Genomic DNA, 26998 nt, shown 5'->3' with positions numbered 1-26998 from the left:
ATCCAATTTATGGATTCTTCTTTTTTAATGATATTGGAACCAAGGGACCCATTTATTATTTGTTTCTTTCACAATATATAGCTCCCCAAGAGATGCACTTTGCGCTGGGAGTAATCTTGGAAACCTTAGTCGAACAAACCAGGAGTGATTCGCCACATTTTCTCCACAGAAGTTCATCGCCATTTTATAGTAATTCTCCTCCATGCCAGTTAATAATGGCATAGGCTTTATCACCTCAATTTGCCACTCCTGATACTCAGGGCTTGAGCCATATACTCTTGGAATGATGTCAGCCAATGATTGAATAAGCTCATCTTTGTCTTTCTCCATGGTTTTCATCAATACATCTGGATTGGGACATACTAAGCCTTCAGGTTCTGACGCCAAAGAAGCTGTTGGAAATAACAAAAGCATACATATAAAGGGCATCATAATTTTCTGCAACGTATCCCCTCCCTTTCGTAAAAATGCTCGATAATTTACTGTGATTGGCGCATCCTATAAAGTATCATCCTACAGAAAGGCTCCTATTCCATGAAAAAAATCACTTATGTTTTAATGGCTATCTTAACTATTTTGATGCTGCCCAGTAAGATGTATGCACAAAGTGAACAAACTGATGAGAAACTGATTGCTGACACATTGATCACAATCCTTAATCCTTATATAGAAAAGGAAATTGATCATTACTACGGCTATCCTAAGCAGTATGGCTTATATGATGTGAAAATTTTAAAGATTGTCAGAGAAAGTCAATTTGGCTTTAAAGTTAACCTTGAAGTCACCACCTTTGAACATGCACATTCCCCACCCAATAGTAAGGAAATCATTACGTTTGAAGTCAGTCCAACGGGTGTCAGCACACTTCGCTATAAACATGAGGCGGATGATGTAGAAAAAGCAATAGATGCATTCTATCGCGCAACACTTTCAGATATACAGCAAAGCTTTAATCTGGACTTGTCATCGTATATTTCCTATAGATACGATCAATTGCAATACCAAGCTGAAATCAATAATGACATGAAACCCCTTGCTGCAATTGCAGAGGAAATAGCCACCAATATTTTATTTCCTGAGCGAAAGATACCCTACAAAAATGTCATAGACCCTGTCACCTTTATCAAAGGTAATACAGGCTATATGCTTTTTAAAAGGGCGGATGGAACAAATGTAAAATATGAACTGCAAAAGAAAGATGGCACATGGATCGTAACAGATAAAGCAAGTAAGCCAGGTAAGAAGATGGAGGATTTGTTGCCTTGGTATATGTAAAGGATTGGGAATTTAATTTTTCCCAATCCTTTTCGCTTGCCTCTTTTATTTCAAATTGTTTGTATAACGGATCTTTCATCCATTATAGATTGAGTAAGTAATCGTTATATGTTCTATTAATCTTTTCTGGCACAGAGAGATCAATTTCAGCTAATTTAGCCTCTATAGTTTTATAGAATTTTAAACATTCCTGTTTCCTATTTTGCTGAATTAAGAATTCCAACAATTGAAACATATAATGTTCATTGTATTCATCAAGCTCTAATAGCTTTTGTAAGCAATTATATTTTAATAGAGCATGGTCAGCGTTTGTACGAGCAGTATACTGTTCAAGCACATGTAAGACAGCTTGCTTTAAGCGAAGCCTGATTTGATTAACCCATAAATACTCTTCATCCACTAAAAAATCCCCTTCATAGCAATTCAATAACTGCTGAATGGATTTCTCATCATGTTGATCCTGCTCTAATAATTGATTGAGCTCGTCATAATCCGTTTTAATGACTGCATTTAATTTATAATGATTATTGACTAATAGGATGGGATCCTGTAAGCCATTGTCCTTTAATATCTTTCTTAAATGATAAATAGTTGTATGTAAGTTACTTGCTGCCTTTTCAAAGTTCAAATCTGGCCACAATTCCTCTAAAAGGACGGCATTTAACATGGGCCTTTTTTGGTGAAATAATAAATATAAAAAAAGTTCACGTACTTTTCTTGTACGCCATTTCATCACATTATGTTGAACATCCAATAAATAAAAACTGCCTAAAGTATGCGCATATAATGAGTTTTCCTGCTCTTTCCTTGGTGCCGCCGTAACGACCATTTTTTTCTGTGCTTTTGTTAACGCTATAATAAGTCGTTTTTCATGTACAGGCTTTAATAAATAATCTGTTGCCTCTACTTCAAAGGCCTCCACTGCAAATTGGGTATGAGCCGTCACAAAAATGATTTGTAAGGATGGTTGCTTGTGTAGTAGTTGCTTCGCAAGTTGCATACCGTGTGTGTCAATCATTTCAATATCTAAAAACACTACATCAATCTTTTCTTTTTCAAGAAAATGGAGGGCTTCAGTTGAATTTGTAAATGTCCCCTTAATGTTAATCTGAAATTGAGTAAGTTGTTTAACCATGATCGTTAAAATATCAATGGCTAATTTTTCATCATCAACGATCATTATATTCATGTGCCACCACCCTCTGGTAATAAAACGACAATTGTTGTTCCCTTTCCTTCTTCGCTGTATATTCGTAAACTAGCATTTATTATTAATTTAAATTTCTTTAATTGATTCATAAAGCCGATTCTTGTACTTTCTTCATTCCCATCCGTCATAGTTGAACGCATCCTTTTACCTGAATCTTTTCATCCACTATGAATAGTATACTTTTTTACCTACTTTTTTTCAAACGGAAGTACTGCTAATTTCATATTCATCAACACTCATCTTTGAATAATTTTCCTGAATATAGTCTTCAACAACTACTAATTTCACCTTTTTGAAAAGAATTTTCATGAAGTAGCTTCTTTTATCCTCCACATCCACCAGCCTCATATTTCAGCTATAAAAAGTTTGAAGATTGAATGAAAACCTTTCACACAATTCGAGGATAGGATAGTGACCTTCTTCAAACAATTGAAGGACTTGTAGTTTTAGTTCGATTGGATACTTGCTTTGCCACATAAAAACGCCCATTAGATAAACAGATTTTATTTCTTAATCTGTCTACCTAATGGGGAGCATAGCACGAATTTTCTGGTAACTTTTAAAACCTCTTTTATGTATGATTTGTGGCTGGTTATTGAATGAAAAACTATCACTAATAGCATGGCTATAATTACAATAATCATATTTTTTCATTACCAAGCTCCCATTCAGATGAATCTTTACATCATATTGTTCACCCTTTGAGATAGTAGCATATTAAGTTTGAACAAAATCTGAACAAAGAATCATAACGCCTTATAGGAGTTTTAGTTTGTTATTATTTTGAAAAATTAATTTCAAGAGGTATCTAGAAATTTTTATTAGTACTAAACAGTCCTTCCACATTATTGAAGGAAAATATTAATCATTAAAATTTTTCTAAAAAAATGTTATTATCAGAAAGGATTTAAGATTGATGGAGGATTTAAATGAATGAAGGTTGATTTTGAAGAGCTATTAAATGGTGTTTTTTCATCTATACAGGCTATTGAAGGAGTAAAATCCGTGGATTCCATTCTTGAAGTATTAAAGGATCGAATTGTTTTCCCTGAGATTACCACCTTAATAGTGAACGCTAGATTTGAATTGGTTTATTTATTTAATGAGCAAAAAGTAGTATTTAAAACATTAAGAGAAGTTTTGATTGATTCAATTTATATAGAAGAAATTAATTTAATCAATCAACATTGTAGTTCAATTGAAAGTATTCTAAATGACTTTGTTAACACAGATACACTGAAGAATTATTCTTTAAGTCTCCTTTCCTTTAAGTATAAAGAGAAAATTCCGAATAGTTAATATGGTGATGGAACTAGCGAACTAAAAATGGAGTGTGGCAAGTGTCCTTTCTCCAAACTCCATTTTTCTCACGCTAAAACCTATTATTTCTGTTGGTATAAAATGGTTTGAGCAATTCCGATAAAATATTCGGATTCTACAATGATATGATTTAATACAACTTTAGCTGTCGGATTGGCGCTTATCGGTTGACTTTCTTCCATTAGAGTTCGACAAAACTGGATAAATTGATCACTCTGTTGTAGACAGAAGGAAGTTAGCTGTAAAATATCCTGAAACAGGGCTGGGGAAACTTGTCCCTGTGAACGATTGACTGTTTCTATATATCTTACAACTTGCTGATGTGTTTGAGCGAAAGCTTTTTCCCATTCCTTTAACGCATCGACATATGGCTGCTCCAAATCTTTTACAAGCTCTCTTATTACTACTGTATGCTCCTCTTCTTGATGCTTCCAAAATTCAGCTTCATCTAATACACGTAATGGCATTTGATTGCCATAATAAAATTGCATGAAAATCCCCCTCCCACCTATCTCTACTATGTATATACAAGAAATGTGGAAATAGAACTTTGAAAGATTCACAACATATGACACCTATCAAACCAAGCATTGTTTAATAGCTTAATGCCCGTGTCAATCTCATCTTCCGCTAGGTTAGCAAATCCAAGTAATACCTTTGCAGGCTGTAAGATCGAGGGGTTTGCATAAAAAATGGATGTTGGGTAGACCTTAACGCCAGCTATTTCTGCTGTATCAATCAATTCCTCTTCAGACATCTTATTATTTGGTTCTAGTAAAATATGTAAGCCACTGCTAGCCCCATATATTTTCACATTTTCCCCAAAAGTTTGATGAATGGCCTTAAGTAAAGCCTCATATCTTCGCTTATAGCTATTGCGTGTTTTATTTAAGTGTCTCTCCCAATGCCCACTCTCCATAAATAGTTGTAACGTATGCTGATGGAGTCTCGACACAGTTTGAACATAGTAATTGTTGTAATGAAATATATTGATTAATTTTCTTGGTAATATCATGTAGCTTAGTTTGATAGAGGGAATCAAAGATTTTGAAAAGGTGCCCATATAGATGACCCGATCATTTGAATCTAATCCTTGTAGAGCAGGTATCGGTTTTCCAGCATATCGAAATTCCCCATCATAATCATCCTCGATGATATAAGCATTTTCTTCCTTTGCCCACTCTAGTAATGCTAATCTTCTTGAGATAGGCATAACCGTTCCAAGGGGAAATTGATGGGAGGGTGTGACATAAACAGCCTTTATTTTGTTTTTCCTTAATTGGTCGATATGAATCCCGTGATTGTCAAGAGAGATTGGTTTCACCTTTATAGCATTATCTTTAAAAAAATGGCGAACGCGATAATAACCTGGATCTTCCATAGCAAAAAGCTCATTTCGCCCAATTAAGTTACATACGATGCCCATAAGAAACTGCAGGCCTGCCCCAATAACAATTTGGTCTGCACTGCATTGCACCCCTCTAGCTTCATAAAGATAAGTTGCCATATAATTCCTTAATTCAAGCTCGCCCTGTGGATCTCCGTATAAAAGCAGCTGAGCCTGTTCTTCATCAAGGCTTTGCATCGTTAATTTACGCCATATTTTAAAGGGAAAATCTTTTAAATTAATATCCCCATAATTAAAATCGTACTTAATAGCTAGTCGTTCTTGTTTGTGCTGAGTTGTTAATTGAGGTTCAAAATGATGGGAGTTTGCTTGGAAATAACCTTTTTCAAGATCGACCACAAATAGTCCCTCTCGTTCTTTACTAACCACATAGCCCTCTGCAAGGAGCTGTTGGTAAGCTGCATCTACCGTGTTGCGACTAATCTGTAAATGTTGAGCTAGACTACGCTGAGACGGCAATTTGCTTTGAGCGGAGATATTGCCATTTTGGATTTCAGCTTTTATATAGTTATATAATTGAAGATAAAGCGGTTCTTCACTATTCAGGTTTGGTGTCATTTCGAGCATGGTTTCTTGGCTCCTTTAGAAATAGCGTTATTGGCACTTTTAAGAGGTGCCAGTAATTGATTATAATAAAATCTACATTGTTGAGTAGAAAATGTAAAGACGTCCACACACAATTATTTGTTTATTCCAAAAACTCGCGATGATTTTATGTATAAGGAGAGATTTCCATGTATGTTCCTAAGTATTACAAAGTAACGGATTTAGAAGAAATCAAAGAATTTATTCAGCATAATGCCTTTGCAACAATTGTTTCAATTAGAAAAGGTAAGCCAATAGCAGCTCATATTCCCGTACTCCTGAAAAAAATCGAGGATGACTATTATCTGACAGGTCACTTAGCCTATGGCAACCCATTATGGAAGACCTTTGAGGAGGTGCATGACATTCTGGTGATATTTAATGGTCCACATGCCTATATCTCTTCCTCTTGGTATGAGCATGAAAATGTGCCAACCTGGAATTATCAAGCTGTCCATGTTTATGGAAAAGCAAGTATCATGGAAGGAAAAGACTTAGAACAAGATTTGTCTAGCTTACTTGAAAAATATGAGTCATTCCGTGAAAATCCTGTCTTGTGGGATAAACTATCTCCGGAACTTCTGCAGCAAGAAATGAAAGGAATAAAAGGGTTTAAAATAAAGGTAGAAGAAGTGCAAGCTGCCTATAAATTAAGTCAAAATCGTAATGCGAGTGATTACGCCAATATTATAAATGAGCTCTATAAAGAGGAAGATCCACATGCTGATGCGGTGGCTGCGGCCATGAAGAAAAATAGAAGCAATTAAAAGAGAAGGCAGAAATGTTGTGAATCAACGTTTCTGCCATAATAATTTTAGGCAAGTATTTTGGTCATGATAAGATCGATTTGTTCCTCGTCACCCATAGAAAAGGAGTGGGCTCCTGTTTGGACAAAACCTATTTTCTGATAAAATCCGATGGCACTGTCATTTTTCTCCCAAACCCCCAGCCAAATGCTCTTTTTGTTTTGAGCCACAGCCTCCTCTATTGCTTTATTCATAAGGTATTTGCCAAGCCCTTTTCCTTGATATTGATGTCGAACATAAATTCTCTCCACCTCAAGTGACTCATCCCCCATTAGTTCGGATTGCGCCTCATGAACATTTACTTTTAAATAGCCAGCTATTTCTTCGTCATAATAGATAAAATAGAACGCCGAATCCATATTGGCCAATTCCTTCTCTAGCTGCTGATCATGAAAGGCACACTCTAAATAAGCCTTCATATTTTCAGGAGAGTTCTGATCTTTAAATGTATCATGGAATGTTTCAATACTTATTGCTTGTAGCTTTTTTAAATCTGCTTGTTCACATTTCTCTAATTTAATAGTCATTGATTCCACTCCTTTGTCGTAAACTCTTTTTAGATTTTATATTGCAAATGCAATAAAAAGAGTATATAGTCAATTTAACGTAATTTTATTGTATTTGCAATAAAATTAATAGGAGGAGGTCTTTTATTTGAAATATGTCTTTTATGTAGTGGGCATTTTAATTTTAACGCTAGGCATTTCGCTCACGATTCAATCTAACCTCGGCACGTCACCTTTTGATGCACTTCTCGTAGGATTATCTAAAAATGTGGGGCTAACTGTAGGAAGTTGGGAAATCATCTTAGCGCTCCTATTAATATGTAGTAATTCCCTGTTAGCTAGACAAAGGCCAGAAATTTTAGGCTTGATCACCGCATTTATCACGGGTATAGGGATCGATATGTGGTTATTTTTATTCCACGATGTTGTAACCCCTGATATTTGGTATAGCCAAGCCGTTTGTTTTGTCATAGGATTGGTTGTAGTTGGTTTAGGAACGGCAACCTATTTACATACAAATTTTGCGCCAATTCCTGTAGATCGACTAACTTTAATTATTAAAGAATTAACGAAAAAAACGATTTTTTTCTCAAGAACAGTTATTTACCTCTTATTCTTAGTGTTGGCGATCATTTGTAAAGGCCCAATCGGTATCGGTACATTATTAACGGTTTGTTTAGGTGGCTTTATCCTGCATTTCTTTATGCCCATTACTGGGAGAATACTAGATAATATATTGAATAAGTCTTAAAATAGAAAACCAGATACTCGCTCAAGAATGAGTTCTGGTTTTGTGATGCCTAATCTTCCTCAAGTTCTACTCCGTATTGATTGAAAATGGACCATCGCTTCAAAAGCTTTGGCATAACTAATCTCTAAAAATACAAAGCGGTCGACGATTACAGGAATTAATCGTGTCATAAAACAATCCAAATAATTGCATAATACACCTCTGTGATACAATTTTAACTAACATCTTGCCAACTTTATTTTCCCATTTTGAAAAAAGGTTTCTATTAACGTAGATGCTTTCACATTATAACTATTAGTAAATATCATTCCACAAATTTTACGGTTCACAGAATTGGATAAAATATAAAAAAAGCACTTACGTCCCTATAAATCCATTAATTTCATATATTTTTAGTAAAATTGCCCATTATTATTGCAAAAGTTTTACACAATTAAAATTAAGGTTTCAAATTTGGTGTTTAGGGGTAATCGGTAATATTATTGAAAAATAACTCTACCCTATTTCATGCTATTCTTACTTTAGTTCAAAGGCGATAGCTTTTTGAAAGGAGTAAGATAGAATTGAAGAAGAAATGGTTACTACCCATTTTCGCATCGTTTATGTTCTTTACAGGTATGGGTATTCATGATGCGAAAGCGGCAACAATAGCAGATATAACTACTACAGCAAAAGCATATATTGGTGCTCCTTATAAATATGGAGGAACAGATATTAAGACAGGTGTGGATTGCTCAGCCTATACGCAATTAGTCTTTTCTAAGCTAGGCATGTCATTAGAGCGCACATCTAAAGCTCAATACCAGCAAGGTACGTCAATCTCAAAAGACAATTTAAAAACGGGTGATCTCGTATTTTTTAATACTTCTGGAAGCGGTGTTTCACACGTTGGCATATACATAGGTGACAATAATTTTATCTCAGCTACTACAAGTTCTGGGGTTAAGGTAGATACAGTGAATGACCCATATTATTGGGGTTCACGTTATGTAGGGGCAAAACGCATTGCGAACTTCTCTGATTATGGAGAAGTAAAAGATACGGAAATTGACTTTAGCATTTATGCATCGCGTGGAGAGGTAGCTCTTCGATTAGCCAATAAATTACATTTAGATACGAGTAATACAAATTCAAGTTTCCCAGATATTAAGCCATCATCTAAATATGCAGGTGCTGCAGAGGCACTTAAAAAAATGGGTGTTTTTACGGGTGATGATAATGGGAAATTCAATCCTGGTTCTCCAATGACACGTGGGCAACTATCTAAAGTTTTAGTGGAAGCATTTCATTTAACACAGCAAGGCACAGCTGAACAATTCATGGATGTTCCAGGCTCACATTGGGCAAATAATTATGTAGCGATCCTCGCTTCGAATAAAGTAACTGTAGGTAAAGGTGACGGCACATTCGGTGTGAACGACAATGTCACATTGGCCCAATTAGAAGCCTTTATCCAACGATTAGCTCAATAACTACTAGAAAAGGTGTTTCATCTTTGGATGAAATGCCTTTTTTATACTTTCTAGACTCCCCATCTCTATATAACATCCCTTAATAAAAAACGGGCGTTGCTTCAGTTGAGCAACACCCGTTTTGCATTTATTCCTCTACTTGCTTTCCGGCAACTTCCCCATCTGTATGATTTTCATAATTAGGCTTAACTCGCTTAATAAAGAAGGCTAGTATGAGTGCGATCGCCGCAATCAATGTAGATAGGAAGAACGTATAATTGATGCCATGTAGCATGGCTTCGTTTAAGATTTGCTGCTTTAATTCGCTGGCAGATTGTGTCGTAGCCTGTGCTGCATTGGCACTCATATTGTTCATTGCACTTGCAGCCAATTCCTCTGCCTTGGCCGTTGTTTTATTGTTCATGATCGTGATCAATACTGCTGAACCAATCGCACCCGAAACCTGCTGTAATGTGTTGTTCATGGCTGTGCCGTGTGGGTTATTGTGCGCTGGTAGCTGATTTAAACCATTTGTCATCACAGGCATCATTACCATAGACATCCCAAACATACGTAATGTATACAGCAGCACCAATGTAGAATAAGCTGTATCCATACTAATTTTGCTGAAGTAATACGACGTTACAATGGTGATGATTAAACCAAATACAGCCAAGCTTCTTGCCCCGTATTTATCAAAGAGCTTCCCTGTAATCGGCGACATAATGCCCATCACAATGGCACCAGGTAGCATGAGTAGACCTGAATCCATTGGTGAAATACCACGAATGGTTTGTACGTAAATAGGCATTAAAATCATAGCCGAGAACATCGCCACCGAAATGACGATGGAGATGGCTGAGGATAAAGCAAACATTGGATATTTGAAAATACGAAACTCAAGCATTGGCTCATCCATTCGTAGCTGACGAAGGGTAAAGGTAATTAAAGCAAGTGTTCCAATAATAATTGTTCCATATACAAGGATATGATCCCATCCTTTTTCACCAGCGGAACTAAAGCCATAAAGCAAGCCGCCAAATCCAATGCTTGAAAGAATAAGAGAAATCACATCGAGCTTAATGGCACGTTGTGGTGTCACATCCTTTAATTTAAAGGCCGCAAAAATTAAAGTTAAAATAGCAATTGGTAGCACAAGATCAAATAACATTCTCCAGCTGTAATGCTCGATTAACCAACCAGAAAGCGTCGGGCCGATTGCTGGAGCCGTAATCATGACAAGACCAAACATCCCCATTGCGGCTCCTCGTTTTTCAACTGGAAATGCAGTCAGCATAACATTCATTAATAAAGGCATCATGATCGCTGAGCCTGCAGCTTGAATCATACGTGCTGCTAATAACACACCAAATGTAGGCGCAATACTAGCTAGAAATGTACCTAAAGTAAACAGAGCCATCGCTGTAATAAATAACTTTTTATCCGTAAAACGTTGAATGAAGAACGCGCTGGCGGGAATTAAAATACCGTTAATTAGCATATAGCCTGTTGAAAGCCATTGTACCGCAGTAGCATTCACATCGAATTCGTCCATAATGGCTGGTAGTGCAATGTTGAGTAAGGTCTCATTTAAAATAGCAACAAAGGCCCCGATAAATAATATGGCAATCATGCCGTATGGCGCTTTTGTCTCAACTGAAATGGTTTTCTCTGACATATAGTATCCGTCCTACTTTCTTTATCTTTTTCAATTTCATTCACATGTTTAGGAAGCCTTTGATTGTCTCAAAGAATTGAGCTGCTTCGTTTATTTTTCCCCCAATCTGCTGTTGTGCCCCTGCTGATTTCATCGCAACCACCCCTCAAAAAAATTAAAATTAAAAGTGTTGACGAAAGAATAGATTGTATTGTATAATTAAGATAGGGGTAATGCGCGATGTATTAATTATACAATGTCTATCTATATAAACTTATCATAAGATTACTCATATTTCAATGCGTTTTACATAAATTCTTTTCACAAAAAGTCGATTCCTGAATTACAGGAATGCGACTTTTTTGTTGTCATTATTTTTTAATTAATCCTTCCCCTGTTAATTCGTAAATGGTCGTGGCGACTTCTTGTAAGTAGCGGCGATCATGCGAAATACTAATGATGGCCCCACCAAATTGTGCTAAAGCATGGCAAAGGACAGGCGTCGTCAAAGGACTAAAATTTCTGGTTGGTTCATCCAAAATTAAAATCTCGCAACGCTCTAACATCATTTTGACTATAAGTAGCTTTGCTTTTTGTCCCCCACTCAATTGCCCAATCGTTTGCTGCATTTCATCAGGTGTAAATTTCATGCTACCTAAAAGGGTAAAAGCCTTTGTCATAGCCTCTTTATCACCATTCGTCACTAGAAATTGAATCGGTGATTGATTTGCGTCCAATACATCCTCATAATTTTGTGGCATATATCCAATTTTTAACGAGGATTGTTTCTTTAATGAAGCCACTATACATTTTAATAAAGTTGATTTTCCTATCCCATTTTCCCCAATAATCGCCACTTTTTCAGCGCCACTGATGGATAACTTTATATTTTGGGCCAATTGTTTATCGGCAATTTGCAGTTTATCTAATGTCAGCTCTAGAATTTTTTTGTGGCGATGCACATGGATCGAGGGGTCAAAATGAAATTCGCTTGCCTCTTCTACATTGGGTATCTCTAGGAAATTTTCTTTTTCTTTATCTAGTCGTTTCTTTTGATTTTTTAATGACTTGACTTTCTTTTGTAGTCTAGGGTCTGACCGTGCGACATTTCGATGCTGATGCTCTGCCTTGTGCCAAACATCATGCCATTTCTTCATTTGCTTTTTATAATCTGCTGCTTGCTTTCTCGCTATTTGCTCCTGCTTATGCAAATTGTTTTCTCGATGGGAAAGATAGGTTTCATATGGCTCTCTCGTCAACGTATAGTTAGGTAGCTGCTTGCGATGGGTTAGTTCAATATGAAGGATCGCGTTAGCTGTATGCTTGATAAAGGTTTCATCATGGGATACAAAAATGACAGGTCTCGTCGTTTTTTGAATAAATTTTTCCAGCCATTCGATTGTCCCAATATCCAAATCATTTGTTGGTTCGTCTAATAAAAGAACATCTGGATTCATGGCGAGTAACTTTAAAATGCGATATTTAAATCGTTCCCCTCCTGAAAAATCAGCTATCTTTTTGTCTGAAACAAAGGATTCAATCCGAAATTCATCCATTGCCTTCAACATTTCTTTAGGCCAATTGTTTTCTGAAAATAATTCAGTAATGGTCAACTTTTTTTCATGTTCCGATAGCTCCTGTGAAAGATAGCCCAGTGAACAATCATTTTTAATTATTTTCCCTTCATAAGTACAATAATCAGCAATTAATTGTTCATTGTAAATACACTTTAGTAAGGTGCTTTTGCCGTTCCCCTCTTCCCCTATGATGACCATCTTGTCTTCTTTTTGAATACTGAGCTGAAGATGATCGATTAACGTCCGACTTTCTTTCATCGCCTTAATGGTGAGGTTTTGAATTTCTATAATGATAGATGCTCCTTTCGTTGTTCTTGATTACTCTTTCATTGTTAGTTGTTCATATGCATCACCCTTAAATTTGATCAAAACAAAAAAGATGCCTCTGTTTATAAACAGAAGCATCTTTACGCAATAAAACTATACACTCTAGTTAGAGAACATCATAGAGTGGTGGATTTACTATATAATAGGTGAAAATTAGCTTCTTGTTTATTTATTATGAGGTTTGCGTTTCTAATAAATAAACAATGGCTCAAATTCTTCACCCTCCGTTTCTAATAAGTAGCTTTAATTTACCATATAATTCTATCAATAGTCAATTTCATTGTAGCCTATTTATTATGAACTAAGGATTGGTACTCAAAAGCTGTGATGCCAAAAGTTCGTTTAAATTGCTTATTGAGATGAGTGAGATCCACATAGCCACATTGTGCAACTGCCGCATAAATATCGGCTGTATGCTCGATAATCGATTTTGCACGTTCTACTTTGCAATTTAAAAAGTATTGGTAAGGTGTGATCCCTGTGTGCTTTTTAAAAAAGCGAATGAATTGGAATGTCGTCAATTGTAGCTCCTCGCATATATCTTCAAGCTTCAATATGTTATCAGCATAGGAATGGATAATTTCTTTAGCTTTGTTCATTACAAAACTATCCTTTTTTAATGAAGCACTAAAATCTTGTTCTACTAAGCTGTCAGATAACTGTAAAAATAATTCGTTGCATAATAGGGAATTTTTTTCTGTTAAAATGGCGTCCGACAGATTTAGTAGATGTTGCTTGAGATGATGATTATAGATAATGGGCTTCTCAAAACGGATAAAATCTTTCTTTTGAATTGCTTCTAAAAAGAAATTTGGATCAATATAAAGCATGACATATTCCAGTCCCTCATGATTATAGGCCATCCCATCATGAACTTGTTCTGGATTAAAAAACATCACACCGTTTTGATGTGAGAGCTGTAGATTTCCATCTAGATAATAGTGCTGAATACCTTTTAGCGTGACACCAAATGCATATTCTTGATGGGCATGCTTTTTGTATTTAAAATCCGTAAAACTAGCCTTTAATGCGGTAATGCCCACCATTTTTTTATATGTAAAACTTTGCATTGTTTTCACCTCTTTTAAATCCAAATCATGATGGCTGCATAAACCAAGCACATGGCCATAAAAGCATTGACTACTTTTTTATGGTTTTGTAAAAATTGTTTAAAGATTGCGCCAAATAATACCCATAATAAGAAAGCAATGAAACCAATAAAGGTAATCCCTAGTACACTTAAGGATAACGCGACAGTCGAATCATAATAAGGTAAAACGAAGCTTGGAATAACTGTCATTGTAAATAATACGACTTTCGGGTTTAAAAACTGCATCAAAAACCCTGAGGAGAAATTGCCTGCTTTATTTTCGCTCGCATCAGTCGTATCCATAGTATATATTTGGTAAGCAAGATAGAGCATATAGGCTGTACCAACAACTTGCATGATGAACAAAACATTTGGAACCCATGTTGAAAACAATGTATTGAGAAAAGCTGATAATACGAGTAGCATGAAAAATGCAATCGTAGAACCATAAGAAAAATGTAAACCTTTTTTCATACCATAATTCTGTGTTGTTGCTAGAATGACAATATTAGTTGGTCCTGGTGTAACCGTAATAATAAAACAGTACATTAAAAAAGATGTAATATTCAAGAAGCAAACTCCCTTTCAAGTTTATCTCTTTGAATTATTACATCTATTATTTAAAACATTATAGTACAAAATTGCACAGTTACTTTGTCCAAATACTTGGTTTCCAATCCTCATCTATCCATTTTGGATCTGGTGCTTCATATGGTGCGGTCGCCATTAATTTATCGTGATGCCAGATGGCTGCTTTAGAGCGGATCATTTCATCTAATAAAGGCTGGACAAATTCTATAGGATTTAAGCGGAAGGAATGAACAGCAAAATCGTGAAACCAGCCACAGCTTAGTAGATAAGGCGTGACCTCCTTGCTTGTTAACCCATTTTTCAACATCAGTGTAAAAGAAAAGATTCGCTTACATGCATGCCAGGCCATTTTTTCAGGAGCCTCCATCCACTTTTCAAGTCGTTCTCTCGCTTTGTCCATCATTTTTAATGGGTCTTCGATAGCTCGTCCATGACCAGGATAGGCAATTTTTATAGATAGTTGTGCGAGCCGTTCTAAACTTTCATAAGAACGCCTTATGCTATTTGTACCTTCGCGGAAACTATTTAACCATCCCACATCATTGTATTGAAATAAATCACCACAAATTAAAATCTGCTGTTTTGGTTCGTATAAAGCAATATGTCCTAATGTATGCCCAGGTGTATGTAAAACCTGAAGAGCACTATTCCCCGTTGTCATTTCTTGTTCATCTACAAGGAGCTGTTGAACGACATATTGTTCGACAGGCTGATCTAAATATTGAGCACCACAAGACTCTAAATCACAGCGATTCACCATTTCTCCTTCCCAAAGATGGGCAGCAATCGGTAGGTCATAGTGCTGTTGAAAATAATGATTTCCCCCAACATGGTCGCTATGATAATGTGTATTAATGATGCCATTTAACTGCTTTGGTAAAATACCAGCATCAGATAACAGTTTCTCCGTTCGTATCACATCACTACCAAAGCCTGTATCAATTAAAAATGTTTGTTGGTCTTGAATCACGATGCTGTTGGCACTTGGAAATGGTCGTTCAAAAAAACTAATTTCAGCAGTTTTCATACGCTAACCCCCACTAAAAGTTTATAAAATAATCCCTGAAAAGTTCCCTTTTAACACCTCTTTGCCGAGTTGATTGATGCAGGTAAAGGTGGTGCTGATAGTTGTTCGATTTTTTTCATCTGGTTCAAATTGTTCGATGATGACATCACAACGAATGGTGTCGTCACTATAAACCGGCCGTAAAAATTCGAAATTCATGGTGCGAGCCAATACGTTATAGTCACCACCAACTTTCGTAGGGAGTGTGGCTGTTAAAAGACCCTGCACAACAAAACGACCTTGTTCATCTGGTGTAATATGATGAGCCCCTTCATCCTTAGATACCTTCGTAAATAATTCAACATCTTCCCTTGTAAACGTGCGTTCAAACGTAATTTTTTCGCCTACTTGTAATACCATCCATATCCCTCCTACAGAGCCAAAAATAAACTATTATAATCTGAATATTAAAACTTATTAGCGCATTTCTCAACTCTTAAACTGTATTATCTTATTGAGATGAATATTTATGTATACAAATCCAGCCACCTAGCAACGATTGAATATCGAGACTAAGTGGCTGGATGGTGTTTCTAACTAAGATTTAAGTGTCCGTATAGAAGAGGTGCCTATTTCCCTCCTATACCTTTGTGGGAATTAAAATATAATAAGGTGTGACTGCCTTGATGTTTTCTCATCAGCAGCCAAAAGCTAACGATTGAGACTGTTTGGACAGGTAAAACTGAGAAAATCAACGATACTTGTTGTGAATTTTTATAACCTCTTTATTAGAAGTGGGTTCTTATTGTAATCAACCTTTTCATAGCAAATCGAGTGAACTACCTCTTCACCTGTGCCTTTCTCTTGCTACCAACAGGTTTGTCCTATCACCTTCTAGATCATTAATAGATTTCATTACTTGTGTGAATAATTGTGAATCCATCCACACTTCCATGATAGTAGTTAGCCTTGATGGATAGTTGTTATCCATGACTCTATCTTAAATTCTTTCCCTCGATTTTAAACCATCCACTTGAGCGCTTTTTCAGTCATCCACTTGTCTATAATTTACAAAATTTCTAGAAGCTATTAAGAGCTTGAGCAAACCTTTTAATCCCTTCATTGATTGAATGGACATCTTCCCTTGCGTAAGTAAAGCGGACAAAACCCTTTTTGGAGCCCATCGTAGATCCAGGAACATAAATAACGCCTCGTTTTATGGATTCCTCAAGTAATTGCGTTTCGTTATATTCCTTCAAAACGTGACACCATAAATGAATCCCACCTTGAGGAATGGAATAAACTACTTGGTCTTTTAAATACATATCGAGGCTTTGGACAATGGTATCTCGTCGTGTTTCTAATTCCTTCACTAAATGCTTCATATGCAAATTGAAATTAGGTGACTCTAAAAAATCATTGGCGATCCATTGCGTGAAACTAGAATGACCAAAGTCAATTTGTTGCTTGGCATCAGATAGTCGTTCAATAACAGATGTAGGACCAACAATCCACCCGATTCGTAGGCCTGAGGCTACAATTTTGGACAAAGAGCTAATATATAAGACGTTCCCATTCTTATCGAGGGATTTAAGCGTAGGCATTTTATCCCCTGAAAAGGCTGTTAGGCTATAGGGATCATCCTCTACTACGGGAATGCCTAGCTTAGAGGATATGTCTAAAACAGCTTCTCTTTTCTTCAAATCTAAGGAAGACCCCGTTGGATTATGAAAATCTGGATTGAGAAAAATCATTTTAATTCGATATTTTTTATATAATACTTGCAAATCATCTGGGTTAATGCCATCCTTACTGACAGGAAGATAATGGATTTGTAAGCCTGCTGTTTTAAATATAGGTAGATTGAAATTGTAGGAGGGGTCTTCTATCGCGACTGCATCTCCAGGCTTTAACAGGCATTGGACAATCAAATGTAGGGCTTGCTGGGCTCCTGATGTAATCAGTATGGAAGAAGGCTTTGTCTCAATTCCTCTGCTGTTTTTGATATGCCGTGTAAGGGTTGTCCGTAATATTTCACTCCCTAAAGGATGATCATACCCAAGGCTACCGATAAATGAACGAGTTGCCGTGATTTGTCTCAAGGCGCTTTTTGGAAAAAGATCCTCTGACAATTCCCCCGTAGCGAGATTAATTAATTTATGTTCAATAGCCTCTTTTCTAATTTTTTGCGTAACAGGAAGGTTCGGTAAAAAGGACCCAGCCTCAATATAGCGATTCCAGCTAGGAATTCGTTTCCTTGTGATACCCCAGATGTCCTTGCTAATGGTTGTGCCACTCCCACGATTCCGTTCAATCAGCCCCATTGCTTCCAATTCGTCGTATGCATTAACTACCGTACTTCTGTTTACATTCAAAGCGTTTGCTAAATAACGCTCAGATGGTAAAGGTTTATCGGGCGGAAATGTTCCGTCTGCAATCCCCTTTTCAATATATTCTGCGAGCTGTTTATAGATCGCTTTTTTTGCTGTTCGATCAGGTTTCCAATCCATATTTACTCACCTCAGTTATGCCTTATCCTTTCTTAGCTCTCGTAAATAAGCTAAAAAGGCAATCATACTATAACAATATTTGAAACTAACCATCCATTTCCTTATTACTTTCACCATCCACTTTCGATTTCAATCCATTGCAGTTGATAAAATCCCTTACTTGAAGCGTATTTCCCTCTATAAAATTATACTGAAATTATTTTTCTCGTTTGAGAACATTCTGTGTAATCTGGCAAAACGCCTTGTCTTTCAAATGAAGTGCCCCTATTATAAAAATCAATTGTGAATCGAATTCCATACAAACCCATAGTAGCCTATAGCACTTCAATGAATCAGTTAAAGGGGTTTGTTTATGAAAAAAAGTTGGCTCAGATTAATTGGTCTTTCCACTATTGTCACTATGCTAACTGGTTGTGACCCATTGTTAGTATTAGATCCAAAAGGACCTCAAGCTCAAGTGCAAGCCAAAGATATTATGCTATCGATAGGGATTATGTCCTTTATCGTACTCATTGTTTTTGTGTTGTTAGCTTATATGTTAGTGAAGTTTCGTGCATCTAAGCAAAGCCCTGACTATAAGCCTCCCCACATTAAAGGGAGTACAAAGGTGGAAATCATTTGTGTAGGTATACCCGTTTTAATTGTAGCGTACCTATCCTTTATTTCTGTTGAAAGTAACTATAAGGTGGAATCCACACCAGAGAAATACAAACAGGAAGAGCCGTTAATCATTTATGCTTCAACATCGAACTGGAAATGGCATTTTAGTTATCCAGAGGAAGATATTGAAACCGTGAATTATTTGTATATTCCTGCAGAGCGTCCCATTGAATTTAAACTTTATTCTTACGGACCGATTACAAGTTTCTGGATTCCTCAACTAGGTGGTCAAAAATATGCAATGGCCGATATGGTGAATACATTGCATCTGGCTGCTGATCTACCTGGGGAGTATATGGGGAGAAATGCAAACTTTAATGGTAAAGGGTTCGCTGAAAATACGTTTAACGTAACAGCGGTGACTCAGGATGAGTTTGCTGATTGGGTGAAGGAAGTAAAAGCAACAGCAGAACCATTAACGGAAGAAAAATTTAATACGTTGCTAGAACCAGGACACGTTGGCCAATCAACCTATATTGGCACACATTTAACGTTTTTGCCAGCACCTGAGGGTGAAAATGGTGGACATCAACATGGCACATCACACACGAAAGATCATGCTTCTCAACAAAATGATCATTAATGAAAAGGAGACATAGTCATATGGAGTACTTCGAACGATTTGCTATACCCCATCCAAGCCCAGCTATCTATGCATCGATGGTTGCGATTGGGCTGACGGTGATAGCGATAATAGTTGGATTAACCTACTTTAAAAAATGGGGCTACCTTTGGCATGAATGGTTAACAACCGTTGATCATAAGCGCATTGGTATTATGTATTTAATTTCAGCCCTACTGATGCTTTTCCGTGGTGGAGCAGATGCGATTATGATGCGTGCACAAATGGCTGTACCTGACAATACATTACTTGATGCGCAGCATTATAATGAAATCTTCACAACACATGGAACAGTGATGATTATTTTTATGGCCATGCCTTTTATTATGGCCTTTATGAATTATATTGTGCCCTTACAAATCGGTGCAAGAGACGTTGCTTTCCCACGGTTGAATGCTTTAAGCTTTTGGCTATTTTTCATGGGGGCTATGCTATTAAATATTTCCTTTGTTATAGGTGGCTCTCCTGATGCTGGCTGGACGAATTATTTCCCTCTTGCAAATAATGAATTTAGTCAATCTGTAGGTACAAATTATTATTTATTTGCTTTACAGATTTCAGGTCTTGGCACATTAATTACTGGTATTAATATGATTGTGACGATCCTCAAAATGAGAGCACCAGGCATGACACTCATGAAAATGCCCATGTTTACATGGTCTTCGTTAGTGGCAAACGTGATTATCGTTTTCGCCTTTCCCGTTTTAACGGTAGCCCTAACGATGGGAACCTTTGACCGACTATTTGCTACTAATTTTTTCACAACGTCCGATGGCGGTATGGATATGCTGTGGGCAAACTTCTTCTGGGTCTGGGGGCATCCTGAGGTTTATATCCTGATTTTACCGGCCTTTGGGATCTACAGTGAGATTATCTCTACTTTTTCTGGACGAAATCTCTATGGCTATAAGTCAATGGTTGGCTCCATGGTGATTATTTCCTTCCTATCGTTTTTAGTGTGGACACATCATTTCTTTACGATGGGACAAGGTGCTTTAACAAACAGCATTTTCTCAATTACAACGATGGCCATTGCGGTACCAACTGGCGTGAAAATTTTTAACTGGTTATTCACCCTTTGGAAAGGAAAAATTGTTTTTACAACACCAATGCTTTACTCCATGTTATTTATTCCTACCTTTACAATAGGTGGCGTAACGGGTGTAATGCTCGGCATGTCAGCAGCTGACTATCAATACCATAACACAATGTTCTTGGTTGCCCACTTCCATATGGTCATTATTCCTGGTGTTGTCTTTGCTATGTTAGCTGGATTACATTACTATTGGCCAAAAATGTTTGGCTTTATGCTGAATGAAAAAATCGGCAAATGGACGGCTTGGATAATTGCGATGAGCACCCTGCTAGCCTTTATGCCCATGTTCTTCTCTGGCTTAGATGGACAAGCACGTCGTATGTATACTTATTCTGCCTCTACAGGTTTTGGGTTGTGGAATATGCTTTCGTTTATCGGCGCAATTGGCCTGACAATTGGCTTTATCTTAATTGTTTACAATGTTATCTACAGTATTCGCTATTCACCAAGAAATATTGGTTCAGATCCATGGGATGCACGTACATTAGAATGGGCTACACCAAGTCCAGTGCCGTACTATAATTTTGCCAAGGTACCACACGTGATTTCGACAGAAGCGTTATGGGATGCAAAATATCGTCAGCATGATTTGTTCCCAGAGCCATATGAAAAGATTCATATGCCGAATAATAGTGGTGTGCCTTTCATATTAGGCTGTATTTTCTTTGCATGGGGCTTCTCCTTTGTTTTTGGTATGTGGATACCGACGATTCTCACAACCATTGGTATTTTTATATGCATGGCTCACCGTTCATTGGAAAAAGATCCAGGACACTATGTACCTGACGAAAAAGTGAAAGCAACGGAATCGAAATTGCGAGGTAGTCAATTATGAAAATCGATCAATCACTTCCTTTAGAATATAGTACTCAGCAAAATCAATTGAATATATTAGGCTTCTGGGTGTTTATCGGTGCTGAAATTATGCTCTTTGGCACATTATTCGCAGGTTATTTTGTCTTAGTGGACCGTACTGGAAATGGACCGACAGGAGCGGATATTTTTGAAATTACACCTGTTTTATTTGAAACGTTTATTCTTTTAACAAGTAGCTTTACCATTGGCTTAGGTATACACGCTATGCGTAAGGGCTATACAAAAGCGATGATAGGGTTCTATATTTTGACACTAGTACTCGGTGTCGTATTTATTGGTTTTGAAGTTTACGAGTTTATGCACTATATTCATGTTGGTGCGGGCTTACAGACGAGTGCCTTTACTGCTGCCCTTTTAACAACATTAGGAACACATGGTGCACACGTTACCTTTGGGGTATTCTGGGGAATGTTTATCGTCTATCAACTTATCCAACGTGGCCTGACACCAGAAACTGCCAATAAATCGTTCATCTTCTCCTTATACTGGCACTTTTTAGATGTGGTCTGGATTTTTATTTTCAGCTTCATTTACTTGAAAGGAATGGTGTAACATGAGTGATTTATTCCCACTGAAACAGGTCATGGGGTTTGGCATGTCGATTATCCTTACGATAATCGCAGCATGTGTATATTTTTTCGATCTACCTTTTGCTATTACCATGACCATTTTATTAGTCACAGCATTTATTCAGGCTGGTTTACAATTAGTGGTCTTTATGCACGCTAGTGAAACAAAGGATAAGCCTGCGATTTATACCAACATCTATTATGCATTAATCATCGCTCTCGTGACGATTTTCGGAACATTATTGTGCATGATTTGGGGTTATATCTAAAAATAAATAATAAAAAATCGTCCTTTACTATTCAAAGTAAGGACGATTTTTGTGTGAAATCACTGCTGAATGATGTGGCTTTCATCGTCATGACTTGTAGTTTTTAATTTTAAAGCTGATAGAAGAATCAAGAAGATACTAACGACGCCAATCCAGACAAGAACAACTACAGAGGAATTCCAAGATAGTTCTTTTCCAAAGAAAAACAGTTCTCGTAAACCTTCAACCATAAAACGCATTGGTAGCCAAGAATAAATCCACTCTCGATAAAAGGCTGACATCATTTCAGGAGCTAATGCAAGCAGTGGACCCCCAAAGAACAGCATTAAAGCAAAAATAGCTATGCCTTTGATCCCTAACCAAGAAAGAACGGCTGATATTAATAAAAAGAAACTAAAAGTCGTAATGGATAAAAATAAGGCTGTATCCAAAAAGTCTGGAATATGAATTCCTACCATTCCATCGACAATCCAAGTAAGACCAAATCCCACCACAAGAGCAACAATACCCCCAATCATAATCTGACTGAGCTTTGCCATAAAATTGTCTTTACGAGAATGGCTTGCTAATTTGTTGATTGATATAAAAACAATGGCTGCACCTGCCATTGTCGCCATCCATAATGGCTGGAAGAGCGATACAGGCGCATTCCCATTAGCGCTGTTTTCGCCTACCGCATGAACATTTGTGACCGTTTTTGAAATCGGTGTTACCAAAAGAGCTACCTGTTCAACTGTTAATGTTGCGTTTTGTGCATCTAGCTCTGCCAGTAGCTGTGTGCGTACATTCTGGTTCATAGTATCCACTACACCATTTAGAATTTGGCCTGCTATCGTGGAAGCTGCCATATTCATTCCTTGGTTAATGAATAGCTGAACCTCTGGAGCAGTGGGGTTGGGCGTCCGTAAAGAAGCTTGTTTGACACTGAAATCCTTAGGTATAACGAATGCAGCATAGTATTCTTGGTTATTGAGCCCCTTTTGCATTTCTTCGGTATTCTTTACTACTACCCATTTCACAGCAGGCTCTTCTTCTTTTGCTGATTTAGCTGTAGTTTGGATCATTTCTACCATATTTTTGCCTAAATTAATACTTGGTTGATTCGGCAATTCTACTCCTTGATCCTCATTCACAAGGGCTATCGGCAAATTTTTTGGTTTTGGCTGCACTGAAGGGAATAATGTAAGTGAAAAAATGAAAATAACAACGAACGCTAGAATTGGTGCAGACCATGCAAATTTATGTTTGACCATTTCATATACCTCTCCTTTTAAGTTATAATAACGAACAACCTGTTGTTTATTACAATTCAAATTATAGTTGTCAAGAAATCACTGTTCAATAATCAAAACTCTAGTTAGTGTTGCTTATCGAACACATCCATTACTTCTGTTGCTTAAAATTAGGAGGGGTTAAATGAAAGAGTCTTTTACAGATCTCCGTGTCATTCGAACAGTAGAGAGTATTAAAGGCGCATTAGTTGATTTGATTGAGGAAAAAGGCTTTGAATCCATTACGGTTAAGGATATTACAACAAAAGCAAGAATCAATAGAGGGACTTTTTATGCACATTATCAGGATAAATTTGATTTAATGAATAGCTATCAAGAAGAAATAATGCGTGAAATGTCAACCATTACGAAAGAAAACCTACCAAATTTAATAGCTGATCTTCATACGAATGATAAAAAGGTGCAAACCATTGAAATAGCTGTTTTAATTTTTAAATTTTTAGATCAAAATCGGCGGTTTATGAAAGCGGTATTAGGTCCAAACGGAGATTTATCTTTTCAGACGAAATTGAAGGAATTTATCTATAAAACATTATTTGAAAGTACTGATACCCCACTTAAATTGGAAAATTTACTTGTACCAGGAGAATATCTTGTCTCTTATATTGCTTCAGCACATATCGGCGTTGTACAGCAATGGCTACTTGGCGAAGGCAAAGAATCTCCCGAAGAAATGGCTCGTATACTATCGACCATCACATTAAATGGCCCATTTTTTGCTGCAGGCTTAAAAAATAATTGAATAAGTGTGCGTTTGTCGCATGAGCAAGGCAGAAACGAGTGTCATGTTTCTGCCTTGTATTTTGTGAGAAGTACTCATTTATGGCGTTGTATACGTTAACGACAACATCAAATGTACTTTTTCATTGGAGCGATTGATGTACGTGTGCAGTTCTTCGCCTTTAAATTTAATGACATCCCATTGGTTCAACTGATGACTTTTCTCCCCTACTTTCATGTCCAATTGTCCATTTAACACAAGCACAATTTCTTCCGATCCTGCTAGGTGACACTCACTATATTCACTATGTGGCTCGATACAGCCTCTATACCACTCTGTTCCATGTGTTTTAAATAATGGTTCAACAAACCAGTCGTTATTATGCCCTGCAAATTGATAGTCAGAGCCAAAACGATGGACTTCTGTATGTTCCTCGAATGTTAATAATGAAACGAGTGGAATATTAAGTCCTCTACATATTTTCCAAAGAATATTAACGGTTGGATTCGTTTCCCCGCGTTCAATTTTTCCTAACGTCAATTTACTGACATTACTGATAGTCGCCAGGTCCTCTAAACTCATTCTTTTGCTTTTTCGAATTTCTCTTAGATTAACGCCAACTTGACCAGATAAGTCAATATTTTCTTCAAGCATTTTGCGCACCCCTTCCATTGACTTCACACAATAAGTATATTATAGTATACAAGTCGATTAATTATAGTTTATTTTTTGTATAAAAAGTTAACTATAGTATATCAAATAATCATTCATATTTATACAAAGAGGTGTGCTTTCTATGATGGCAAAATCAAAAAATCTATCTATTATTTGGAGCGTTTTTTCTTTATTCATACTCTCTATGAATCTACGAGCTTCTATCACGTCCATTTCACCAGTGCTGAAAAATATACAGACTGATTTACAAATGTCGAGTGTAGTGGTCAGTCTACTAACGGCCCTCCCTGTGTTCTGTATGGGTCTCTTTGCACCTTTGGCTGGTAAGCTAAGCGAACGTTGGGGCCTAGAGTTGACGATTGCATTATCGGTTTTATTAATTGGCGTCTCAACAGCATTACGTCTAGTGGCAACAACTCCCTTGCTGTTATTATTAACAGCGATTCTTAGTGGGATAGGCATTGCCATTACAGGACCACTCATTTCTGGTTATATTAAAAAGCATTTTCCTAAATCTTCTTCCTCAATGATTGGTGTTTATTCAGCAGGGATGGGGATTGGCGCGTCTCTAAGTGCTGGCTTAGTTGTGCCCGTTATGCATGCTTTTCATCAATCTTGGAACGCAGCTTTAGCGATATGGTCTGTGTTTGCACTAGTGGGGATCATTGTATGGATTCCTATTATCAAAAAATCAAATCAATCACAAGCTGCAAAGGAAAAAACTATCAGTCAAAAAAGCCGTTTACCTTGGGGAAATCGATATGTTTGGCTGCTGATGGTGATGTTTGGTTTGCAATCGGGTGTCTACTATTCGCTAGCGACATGGTTTGCGCCAAAAGTTCAGGACATCGGCTATAGCGATGGCTATGCCGCAACGACAGCTACCATTTTTTCTGTTATGCAAATGATTTGTAGCTTTATAATTCCGGTTATCATTAATAATAGTGTGAAGAGAAAGCCTTGGCTGCTACTATGTGCGTTAAGCTCCTTTATCGGCATTCTGTTATTAATAACTGGTGGCGTTTCCCCTATTTTCTGTGCCACATTAATGGGGATTGGTGCAGGTGGATTATTCCCATTAGCGATGATCCTACCTTTAGATGCAACGACTACCCCAAAGGATGCAAGTGAATGGACAGCCATGATTCAATTTGGTGGCTATATTATTAGTGGTATTATTCCGATGCTTGTTGGGGTCATAAAAGATGTAACCAATACATTTGACGTTGCCCTTTTTGCACTATTATTTATTATAATCGTCCTCATGCTCCTAACATTAAAGGTAAAAACAAAAAACGAAACAACTATTCGCATTCTTTCCTAACAGAAAAAGTGGGCGTCATCCGTGTGACGCCCACTTTTTGTCCCAAAGCTATTAGCACATGGACCAAAAAAATAGAATACCAAAACATATACCTATCAAAAATAGTACAGCGTAAAGGAATTTTATTTTCATACTTTGCTCATTAAATACCATCCCTGAATAACGGTATATCCAGTAAATAATAGGAAGCAATAGGATAAAACTAAAAATACCTTCCTTTGAAACAGTAGGTTGAAAGGTCATGCTCGTTTCTGTTATCAAAAAGGTAAAGCCACCTAATACAAAGCCAATGGTATAGCTGCTAAATAATAAATGCGTGAGTGTTTTATTTTTTCTTTGTTCCATCAGGACTCCATTCATTAGACCTTATCAAAAGGTATTTCATTTTAATTTTCTTTTTGAAAAAATTTCGAGCTGTTCAAAATTTTTATCGTAGGCGTTTCTTCTATGAAAGTTCTCAAACCAATAGGCTGCTCTTTCTAAATCATTGTTCTTATAGAAGATACTCAGTATTTTCTTGAAATTAGGGCTGTAATAAAATGCTTGATGTTCTACAAGACTCAGCCCATTATGAAAATGATCGGAAGCCTTTTCATATTCTCTTAGCTCTCCGTATAAAAGTCCCATGTAAATCATTGCACTTGATTTCTCATGATCTGTTAATGGCTCCTTTAATGCAGCAGACATGATTTTTATAGCTGTCCTTTTCATAAAAATCATATCGTACAGATTCGCTCTTTTTACAAATCGTTTATATCGTTTAGAAGCCTTCAATTATCGTCAATTCCTCCTCAAGATTGTTGAAACATTATCTATTATAGTTA

At 36.9% G+C, this 26998-nt stretch carries 27 protein-coding genes; 11 read left to right on the top strand and 16 right to left on the bottom strand.

Annotation, left to right across the window (positions count from 1 at the left end; all coding sequences use genetic code 11):
• Positions 1 to 24: 24 nt before the first annotated feature.
• On the bottom strand, positions 25 to 444 hold the full coding sequence (locus tag MHB40_RS12390; protein ID WP_342532399.1) for a hypothetical protein: 420 nt from the start codon (positions 442 to 444) through the stop codon (positions 25 to 27).
• A gap of 90 nt (positions 445 to 534) precedes the next feature.
• On the opposite strand from MHB40_RS12390, the gene MHB40_RS12385 reads away from it, so the two are divergent.
• Positions 535 to 1275, top strand: coding sequence for a DUF3888 domain-containing protein (locus MHB40_RS12385; protein WP_342532398.1), 741 nt, complete (start codon positions 535 to 537; stop codon positions 1273 to 1275).
• An 82-nt stretch (positions 1276 to 1357) separates the two neighbouring features.
• On the opposite strand, the gene MHB40_RS12380 is transcribed toward MHB40_RS12385, so the two are convergent.
• Entirely contained in the window at positions 1358 to 2464 is a 1107-nt protein-coding gene (locus tag MHB40_RS12380) for a response regulator (protein WP_342440512.1), read from the bottom strand.
• Complete coding sequence (locus MHB40_RS12375) at positions 2461 to 2613, bottom strand: hypothetical protein (RefSeq protein WP_342440511.1); 153 nt, start codon at positions 2611 to 2613, stop codon at positions 2461 to 2463. The genes MHB40_RS12380 and MHB40_RS12375 overlap by 4 nt, the downstream gene beginning before the upstream one ends.
• 805 nt (positions 2614 to 3418) lie before the next feature.
• On the opposite strand from MHB40_RS12375, the gene MHB40_RS12370 reads away from it, so the two are divergent.
• Positions 3419 to 3784, top strand: a complete 366-nt coding sequence (locus tag MHB40_RS12370) for a hypothetical protein (RefSeq protein ID WP_342440510.1) — start codon at positions 3419 to 3421, stop codon at positions 3782 to 3784.
• Positions 3785 to 3867: 83 nt separating this feature from the next.
• Here the strand turns inward: MHB40_RS12370 and MHB40_RS12365 are convergent, their stop codons facing one another.
• On the bottom strand, positions 3868 to 4296 hold the full coding sequence (locus tag MHB40_RS12365; RefSeq protein ID WP_205443544.1) for a DUF2935 domain-containing protein: 429 nt from the start codon (positions 4294 to 4296) through the stop codon (positions 3868 to 3870).
• Positions 4297 to 4364: 68 nt separating this feature from the next.
• Positions 4365 to 5780 carry a PLP-dependent aminotransferase family protein gene (locus MHB40_RS12360; RefSeq protein ID WP_342534738.1) on the bottom strand — a complete coding sequence of 472 codons (1416 nt, stop codon included), beginning with the start codon at positions 5778 to 5780 and terminating at the stop codon, positions 4365 to 4367.
• A gap of 167 nt (positions 5781 to 5947) precedes the next feature.
• Here MHB40_RS12360 and MHB40_RS12355 point away from each other — a divergent pair, with 167 nt between their 5' ends.
• On the top strand, positions 5948 to 6565 hold the full coding sequence (locus tag MHB40_RS12355; RefSeq protein ID WP_342534737.1) for an FMN-binding negative transcriptional regulator: 618 nt from the start codon (positions 5948 to 5950) through the stop codon (positions 6563 to 6565).
• Positions 6566 to 6612: 47 nt separating this feature from the next.
• On the opposite strand, the gene MHB40_RS12350 is transcribed toward MHB40_RS12355, so the two are convergent.
• Positions 6613 to 7131 carry a GNAT family N-acetyltransferase gene (locus MHB40_RS12350; protein ID WP_342534736.1) on the bottom strand — a complete coding sequence of 173 codons (519 nt, stop codon included), beginning with the start codon at positions 7129 to 7131 and terminating at the stop codon, positions 6613 to 6615.
• 127 nt (positions 7132 to 7258) lie between these two features.
• Here MHB40_RS12350 and MHB40_RS12345 point away from each other — a divergent pair, with 127 nt between their 5' ends.
• Both MHB40_RS12345 and MHB40_RS12340 read left to right on the top strand, forming a co-directional pair.
• A complete protein-coding gene (locus tag MHB40_RS12345; RefSeq protein ID WP_342534735.1) occupies positions 7259 to 7861 on the top strand; it encodes a YitT family protein in 603 nt (200 codons plus the stop codon).
• A 563-nt stretch (positions 7862 to 8424) separates the two neighbouring features.
• Positions 8425 to 9333 carry a C40 family peptidase gene (locus MHB40_RS12340; protein ID WP_342534734.1) on the top strand — a complete coding sequence of 303 codons (909 nt, stop codon included), beginning with the start codon at positions 8425 to 8427 and terminating at the stop codon, positions 9331 to 9333.
• Between the two features lie 127 nt (positions 9334 to 9460).
• Here MHB40_RS12340 and MHB40_RS12335 read toward each other — a convergent pair whose 3' ends face one another.
• The 7 genes from MHB40_RS12335 to MHB40_RS12305 all read right to left on the bottom strand — a co-directional run bounded on the left by MHB40_RS12335 (position 9461) and on the right by MHB40_RS12305 (position 18070).
• Positions 9461 to 10990 carry a DHA2 family efflux MFS transporter permease subunit gene (locus MHB40_RS12335; protein ID WP_342534733.1) on the bottom strand — a complete coding sequence of 510 codons (1530 nt, stop codon included), beginning with the start codon at positions 10988 to 10990 and terminating at the stop codon, positions 9461 to 9463.
• 350 nt (positions 10991 to 11340) lie between these two features.
• Entirely contained in the window at positions 11341 to 12804 is a 1464-nt protein-coding gene (locus tag MHB40_RS12330) for an ATP-binding cassette domain-containing protein (RefSeq protein WP_342534732.1), read from the bottom strand.
• A gap of 356 nt (positions 12805 to 13160) precedes the next feature.
• A complete protein-coding gene (locus tag MHB40_RS12325; protein ID WP_342534731.1) occupies positions 13161 to 13943 on the bottom strand; it encodes an AraC family transcriptional regulator in 783 nt (260 codons plus the stop codon).
• A 14-nt stretch (positions 13944 to 13957) separates the two neighbouring features.
• A complete protein-coding gene (locus MHB40_RS12320; RefSeq protein ID WP_342534730.1) occupies positions 13958 to 14533 on the bottom strand; it encodes a LysE family transporter in 576 nt (191 codons plus the stop codon).
• 79 nt (positions 14534 to 14612) lie between these two features.
• A complete protein-coding gene (locus MHB40_RS12315; protein WP_342534729.1) occupies positions 14613 to 15581 on the bottom strand; it encodes an MBL fold metallo-hydrolase in 969 nt (322 codons plus the stop codon).
• Positions 15582 to 15602: 21 nt separating this feature from the next.
• Complete coding sequence (locus tag MHB40_RS12310) at positions 15603 to 15980, bottom strand: enoyl-CoA hydratase (protein WP_342534728.1); 378 nt, start codon at positions 15978 to 15980, stop codon at positions 15603 to 15605.
• Positions 15981 to 16639: 659 nt separating this feature from the next.
• Positions 16640 to 18070 carry a PLP-dependent aminotransferase family protein gene (locus MHB40_RS12305; protein WP_342534727.1) on the bottom strand — a complete coding sequence of 477 codons (1431 nt, stop codon included), beginning with the start codon at positions 18068 to 18070 and terminating at the stop codon, positions 16640 to 16642.
• Between the two features lie 352 nt (positions 18071 to 18422).
• Here MHB40_RS12305 and qoxA point away from each other — a divergent pair, with 352 nt between their 5' ends.
• The 4 genes from qoxA to qoxD are packed head-to-tail and all read left to right on the top strand — an operon-like array spanning position 18423 to position 22162.
• On the top strand, positions 18423 to 19313 hold the full coding sequence (gene qoxA, locus MHB40_RS12300) for a cytochrome aa3 quinol oxidase subunit II (RefSeq protein ID WP_342534726.1): 891 nt from the start codon (positions 18423 to 18425) through the stop codon (positions 19311 to 19313).
• A 20-nt stretch (positions 19314 to 19333) separates the two neighbouring features.
• Positions 19334 to 21283 (top strand): cytochrome aa3 quinol oxidase subunit I, encoded by a 1950-nt coding sequence (gene qoxB, locus MHB40_RS12295; protein ID WP_342534725.1) that lies wholly within the window; start codon positions 19334 to 19336, stop codon positions 21281 to 21283.
• A complete protein-coding gene (gene qoxC, locus MHB40_RS12290; protein ID WP_342443681.1) occupies positions 21280 to 21876 on the top strand; it encodes a cytochrome aa3 quinol oxidase subunit III in 597 nt (198 codons plus the stop codon). The genes qoxB and qoxC overlap by 4 nt, the downstream gene beginning before the upstream one ends.
• Before the next feature lies 1 nt (position 21877).
• A complete protein-coding gene (gene qoxD, locus MHB40_RS12285; protein ID WP_205443527.1) occupies positions 21878 to 22162 on the top strand; it encodes a cytochrome aa3 quinol oxidase subunit IV in 285 nt (94 codons plus the stop codon).
• Between the two features lie 59 nt (positions 22163 to 22221).
• On the opposite strand, the gene MHB40_RS12280 is transcribed toward qoxD, so the two are convergent.
• A complete protein-coding gene (locus MHB40_RS12280) occupies positions 22222 to 23415 on the bottom strand; it encodes an ABC transporter permease (RefSeq protein WP_342534773.1) in 1194 nt (397 codons plus the stop codon).
• 163 nt (positions 23416 to 23578) lie between these two features.
• Between MHB40_RS12280 and MHB40_RS12275 the strand changes: the two genes are divergently transcribed.
• A complete protein-coding gene (locus MHB40_RS12275; RefSeq protein ID WP_342534724.1) occupies positions 23579 to 24196 on the top strand; it encodes a TetR/AcrR family transcriptional regulator in 618 nt (205 codons plus the stop codon).
• Positions 24197 to 24274: 78 nt separating this feature from the next.
• Here MHB40_RS12275 and MHB40_RS12270 read toward each other — a convergent pair whose 3' ends face one another.
• Entirely contained in the window at positions 24275 to 24829 is a 555-nt protein-coding gene (locus tag MHB40_RS12270) for an XRE family transcriptional regulator (protein WP_205443522.1), read from the bottom strand.
• Between the two features lie 142 nt (positions 24830 to 24971).
• Here MHB40_RS12270 and MHB40_RS12265 point away from each other — a divergent pair, with 142 nt between their 5' ends.
• Positions 24972 to 26174, top strand: a complete 1203-nt coding sequence (locus tag MHB40_RS12265) for an MFS transporter (RefSeq protein ID WP_342534723.1) — start codon at positions 24972 to 24974, stop codon at positions 26172 to 26174.
• 381 nt (positions 26175 to 26555) lie between these two features.
• Here MHB40_RS12265 and MHB40_RS12260 read toward each other — a convergent pair whose 3' ends face one another.
• Positions 26556 to 26948: a hypothetical protein gene (locus MHB40_RS12260; protein WP_342534722.1), complete on the bottom strand. Its 393-nt coding sequence runs from the start codon at positions 26946 to 26948 to the stop codon at positions 26556 to 26558.
• Positions 26949 to 26998: the final 50 nt, after the last annotated feature.

It is taken from the genome of Lysinibacillus sp. FSL K6-0057 (assembly GCF_038630885.1).
GTDB lineage: Bacteria > Bacillota > Bacilli > Bacillales_A > Planococcaceae > Lysinibacillus > Lysinibacillus fusiformis_F.
This window is presented reverse-complemented; position numbering and strand designations above follow the sequence as displayed.

Bases quoted from the DNA above. Each gene is read 5' to 3' on its own strand.
- MHB40_RS12385 (WP_342532398.1), top strand. From the start codon at position 535: ATGAAAAAAATCACTTATGTTTTAATGGCTATCTTAACTATTTTGATG.
- MHB40_RS12380 (WP_342440512.1), bottom strand. From the start codon at position 2,464: ATGAATATAATGATCGTTGATGATGAAAAATTAGCCATTGATATTTTA.
- MHB40_RS12375 (WP_342440511.1), bottom strand. From the start codon at position 2,613: ATGACGGATGGGAATGAAGAAAGTACAAGAATCGGCTTTATGAATCAA.
- MHB40_RS12370 (WP_342440510.1), top strand. From the start codon at position 3,419: ATGAAGGTTGATTTTGAAGAGCTATTAAATGGTGTTTTTTCATCTATA.
- MHB40_RS12365 (WP_205443544.1), bottom strand. From the start codon at position 4,296: ATGCAATTTTATTATGGCAATCAAATGCCATTACGTGTATTAGATGAA.
- MHB40_RS12360 (WP_342534738.1), bottom strand. From the start codon at position 5,780: ATGCTCGAAATGACACCAAACCTGAATAGTGAAGAACCGCTTTATCTT.
- MHB40_RS12355 (WP_342534737.1), top strand. From the start codon at position 5,948: ATGTATGTTCCTAAGTATTACAAAGTAACGGATTTAGAAGAAATCAAA.
- MHB40_RS12350 (WP_342534736.1), bottom strand. From the start codon at position 7,131: ATGACTATTAAATTAGAGAAATGTGAACAAGCAGATTTAAAAAAGCTA.
- MHB40_RS12335 (WP_342534733.1), bottom strand. From the start codon at position 10,990: ATGTCAGAGAAAACCATTTCAGTTGAGACAAAAGCGCCATACGGCATG.
- MHB40_RS12330 (WP_342534732.1), bottom strand. From the start codon at position 12,804: ATGAAAGAAAGTCGGACGTTAATCGATCATCTTCAGCTCAGTATTCAA.
- MHB40_RS12325 (WP_342534731.1), bottom strand. From the start codon at position 13,943: ATGCAAAGTTTTACATATAAAAAAATGGTGGGCATTACCGCATTAAAG.
- MHB40_RS12315 (WP_342534729.1), bottom strand. From the start codon at position 15,581: ATGAAAACTGCTGAAATTAGTTTTTTTGAACGACCATTTCCAAGTGCC.
- MHB40_RS12310 (WP_342534728.1), bottom strand. From the start codon at position 15,980: ATGGTATTACAAGTAGGCGAAAAAATTACGTTTGAACGCACGTTTACA.
- MHB40_RS12305 (WP_342534727.1), bottom strand. From the start codon at position 18,070: ATGGATTGGAAACCTGATCGAACAGCAAAAAAAGCGATCTATAAACAG.
- qoxA (WP_342534726.1), top strand. From the start codon at position 18,423: ATGAAAAAAAGTTGGCTCAGATTAATTGGTCTTTCCACTATTGTCACT.
- qoxB (WP_342534725.1), top strand. From the start codon at position 19,334: ATGGAGTACTTCGAACGATTTGCTATACCCCATCCAAGCCCAGCTATC.
- qoxC (WP_342443681.1), top strand. From the start codon at position 21,280: ATGAAAATCGATCAATCACTTCCTTTAGAATATAGTACTCAGCAAAAT.
- qoxD (WP_205443527.1), top strand. From the start codon at position 21,878: ATGAGTGATTTATTCCCACTGAAACAGGTCATGGGGTTTGGCATGTCG.
- MHB40_RS12280 (WP_342534773.1), bottom strand. From the start codon at position 23,415: ATGGTCAAACATAAATTTGCATGGTCTGCACCAATTCTAGCGTTCGTT.
- MHB40_RS12275 (WP_342534724.1), top strand. From the start codon at position 23,579: ATGAAAGAGTCTTTTACAGATCTCCGTGTCATTCGAACAGTAGAGAGT.
- MHB40_RS12270 (WP_205443522.1), bottom strand. From the start codon at position 24,829: ATGCTTGAAGAAAATATTGACTTATCTGGTCAAGTTGGCGTTAATCTA.
- MHB40_RS12265 (WP_342534723.1), top strand. From the start codon at position 24,972: ATGATGGCAAAATCAAAAAATCTATCTATTATTTGGAGCGTTTTTTCT.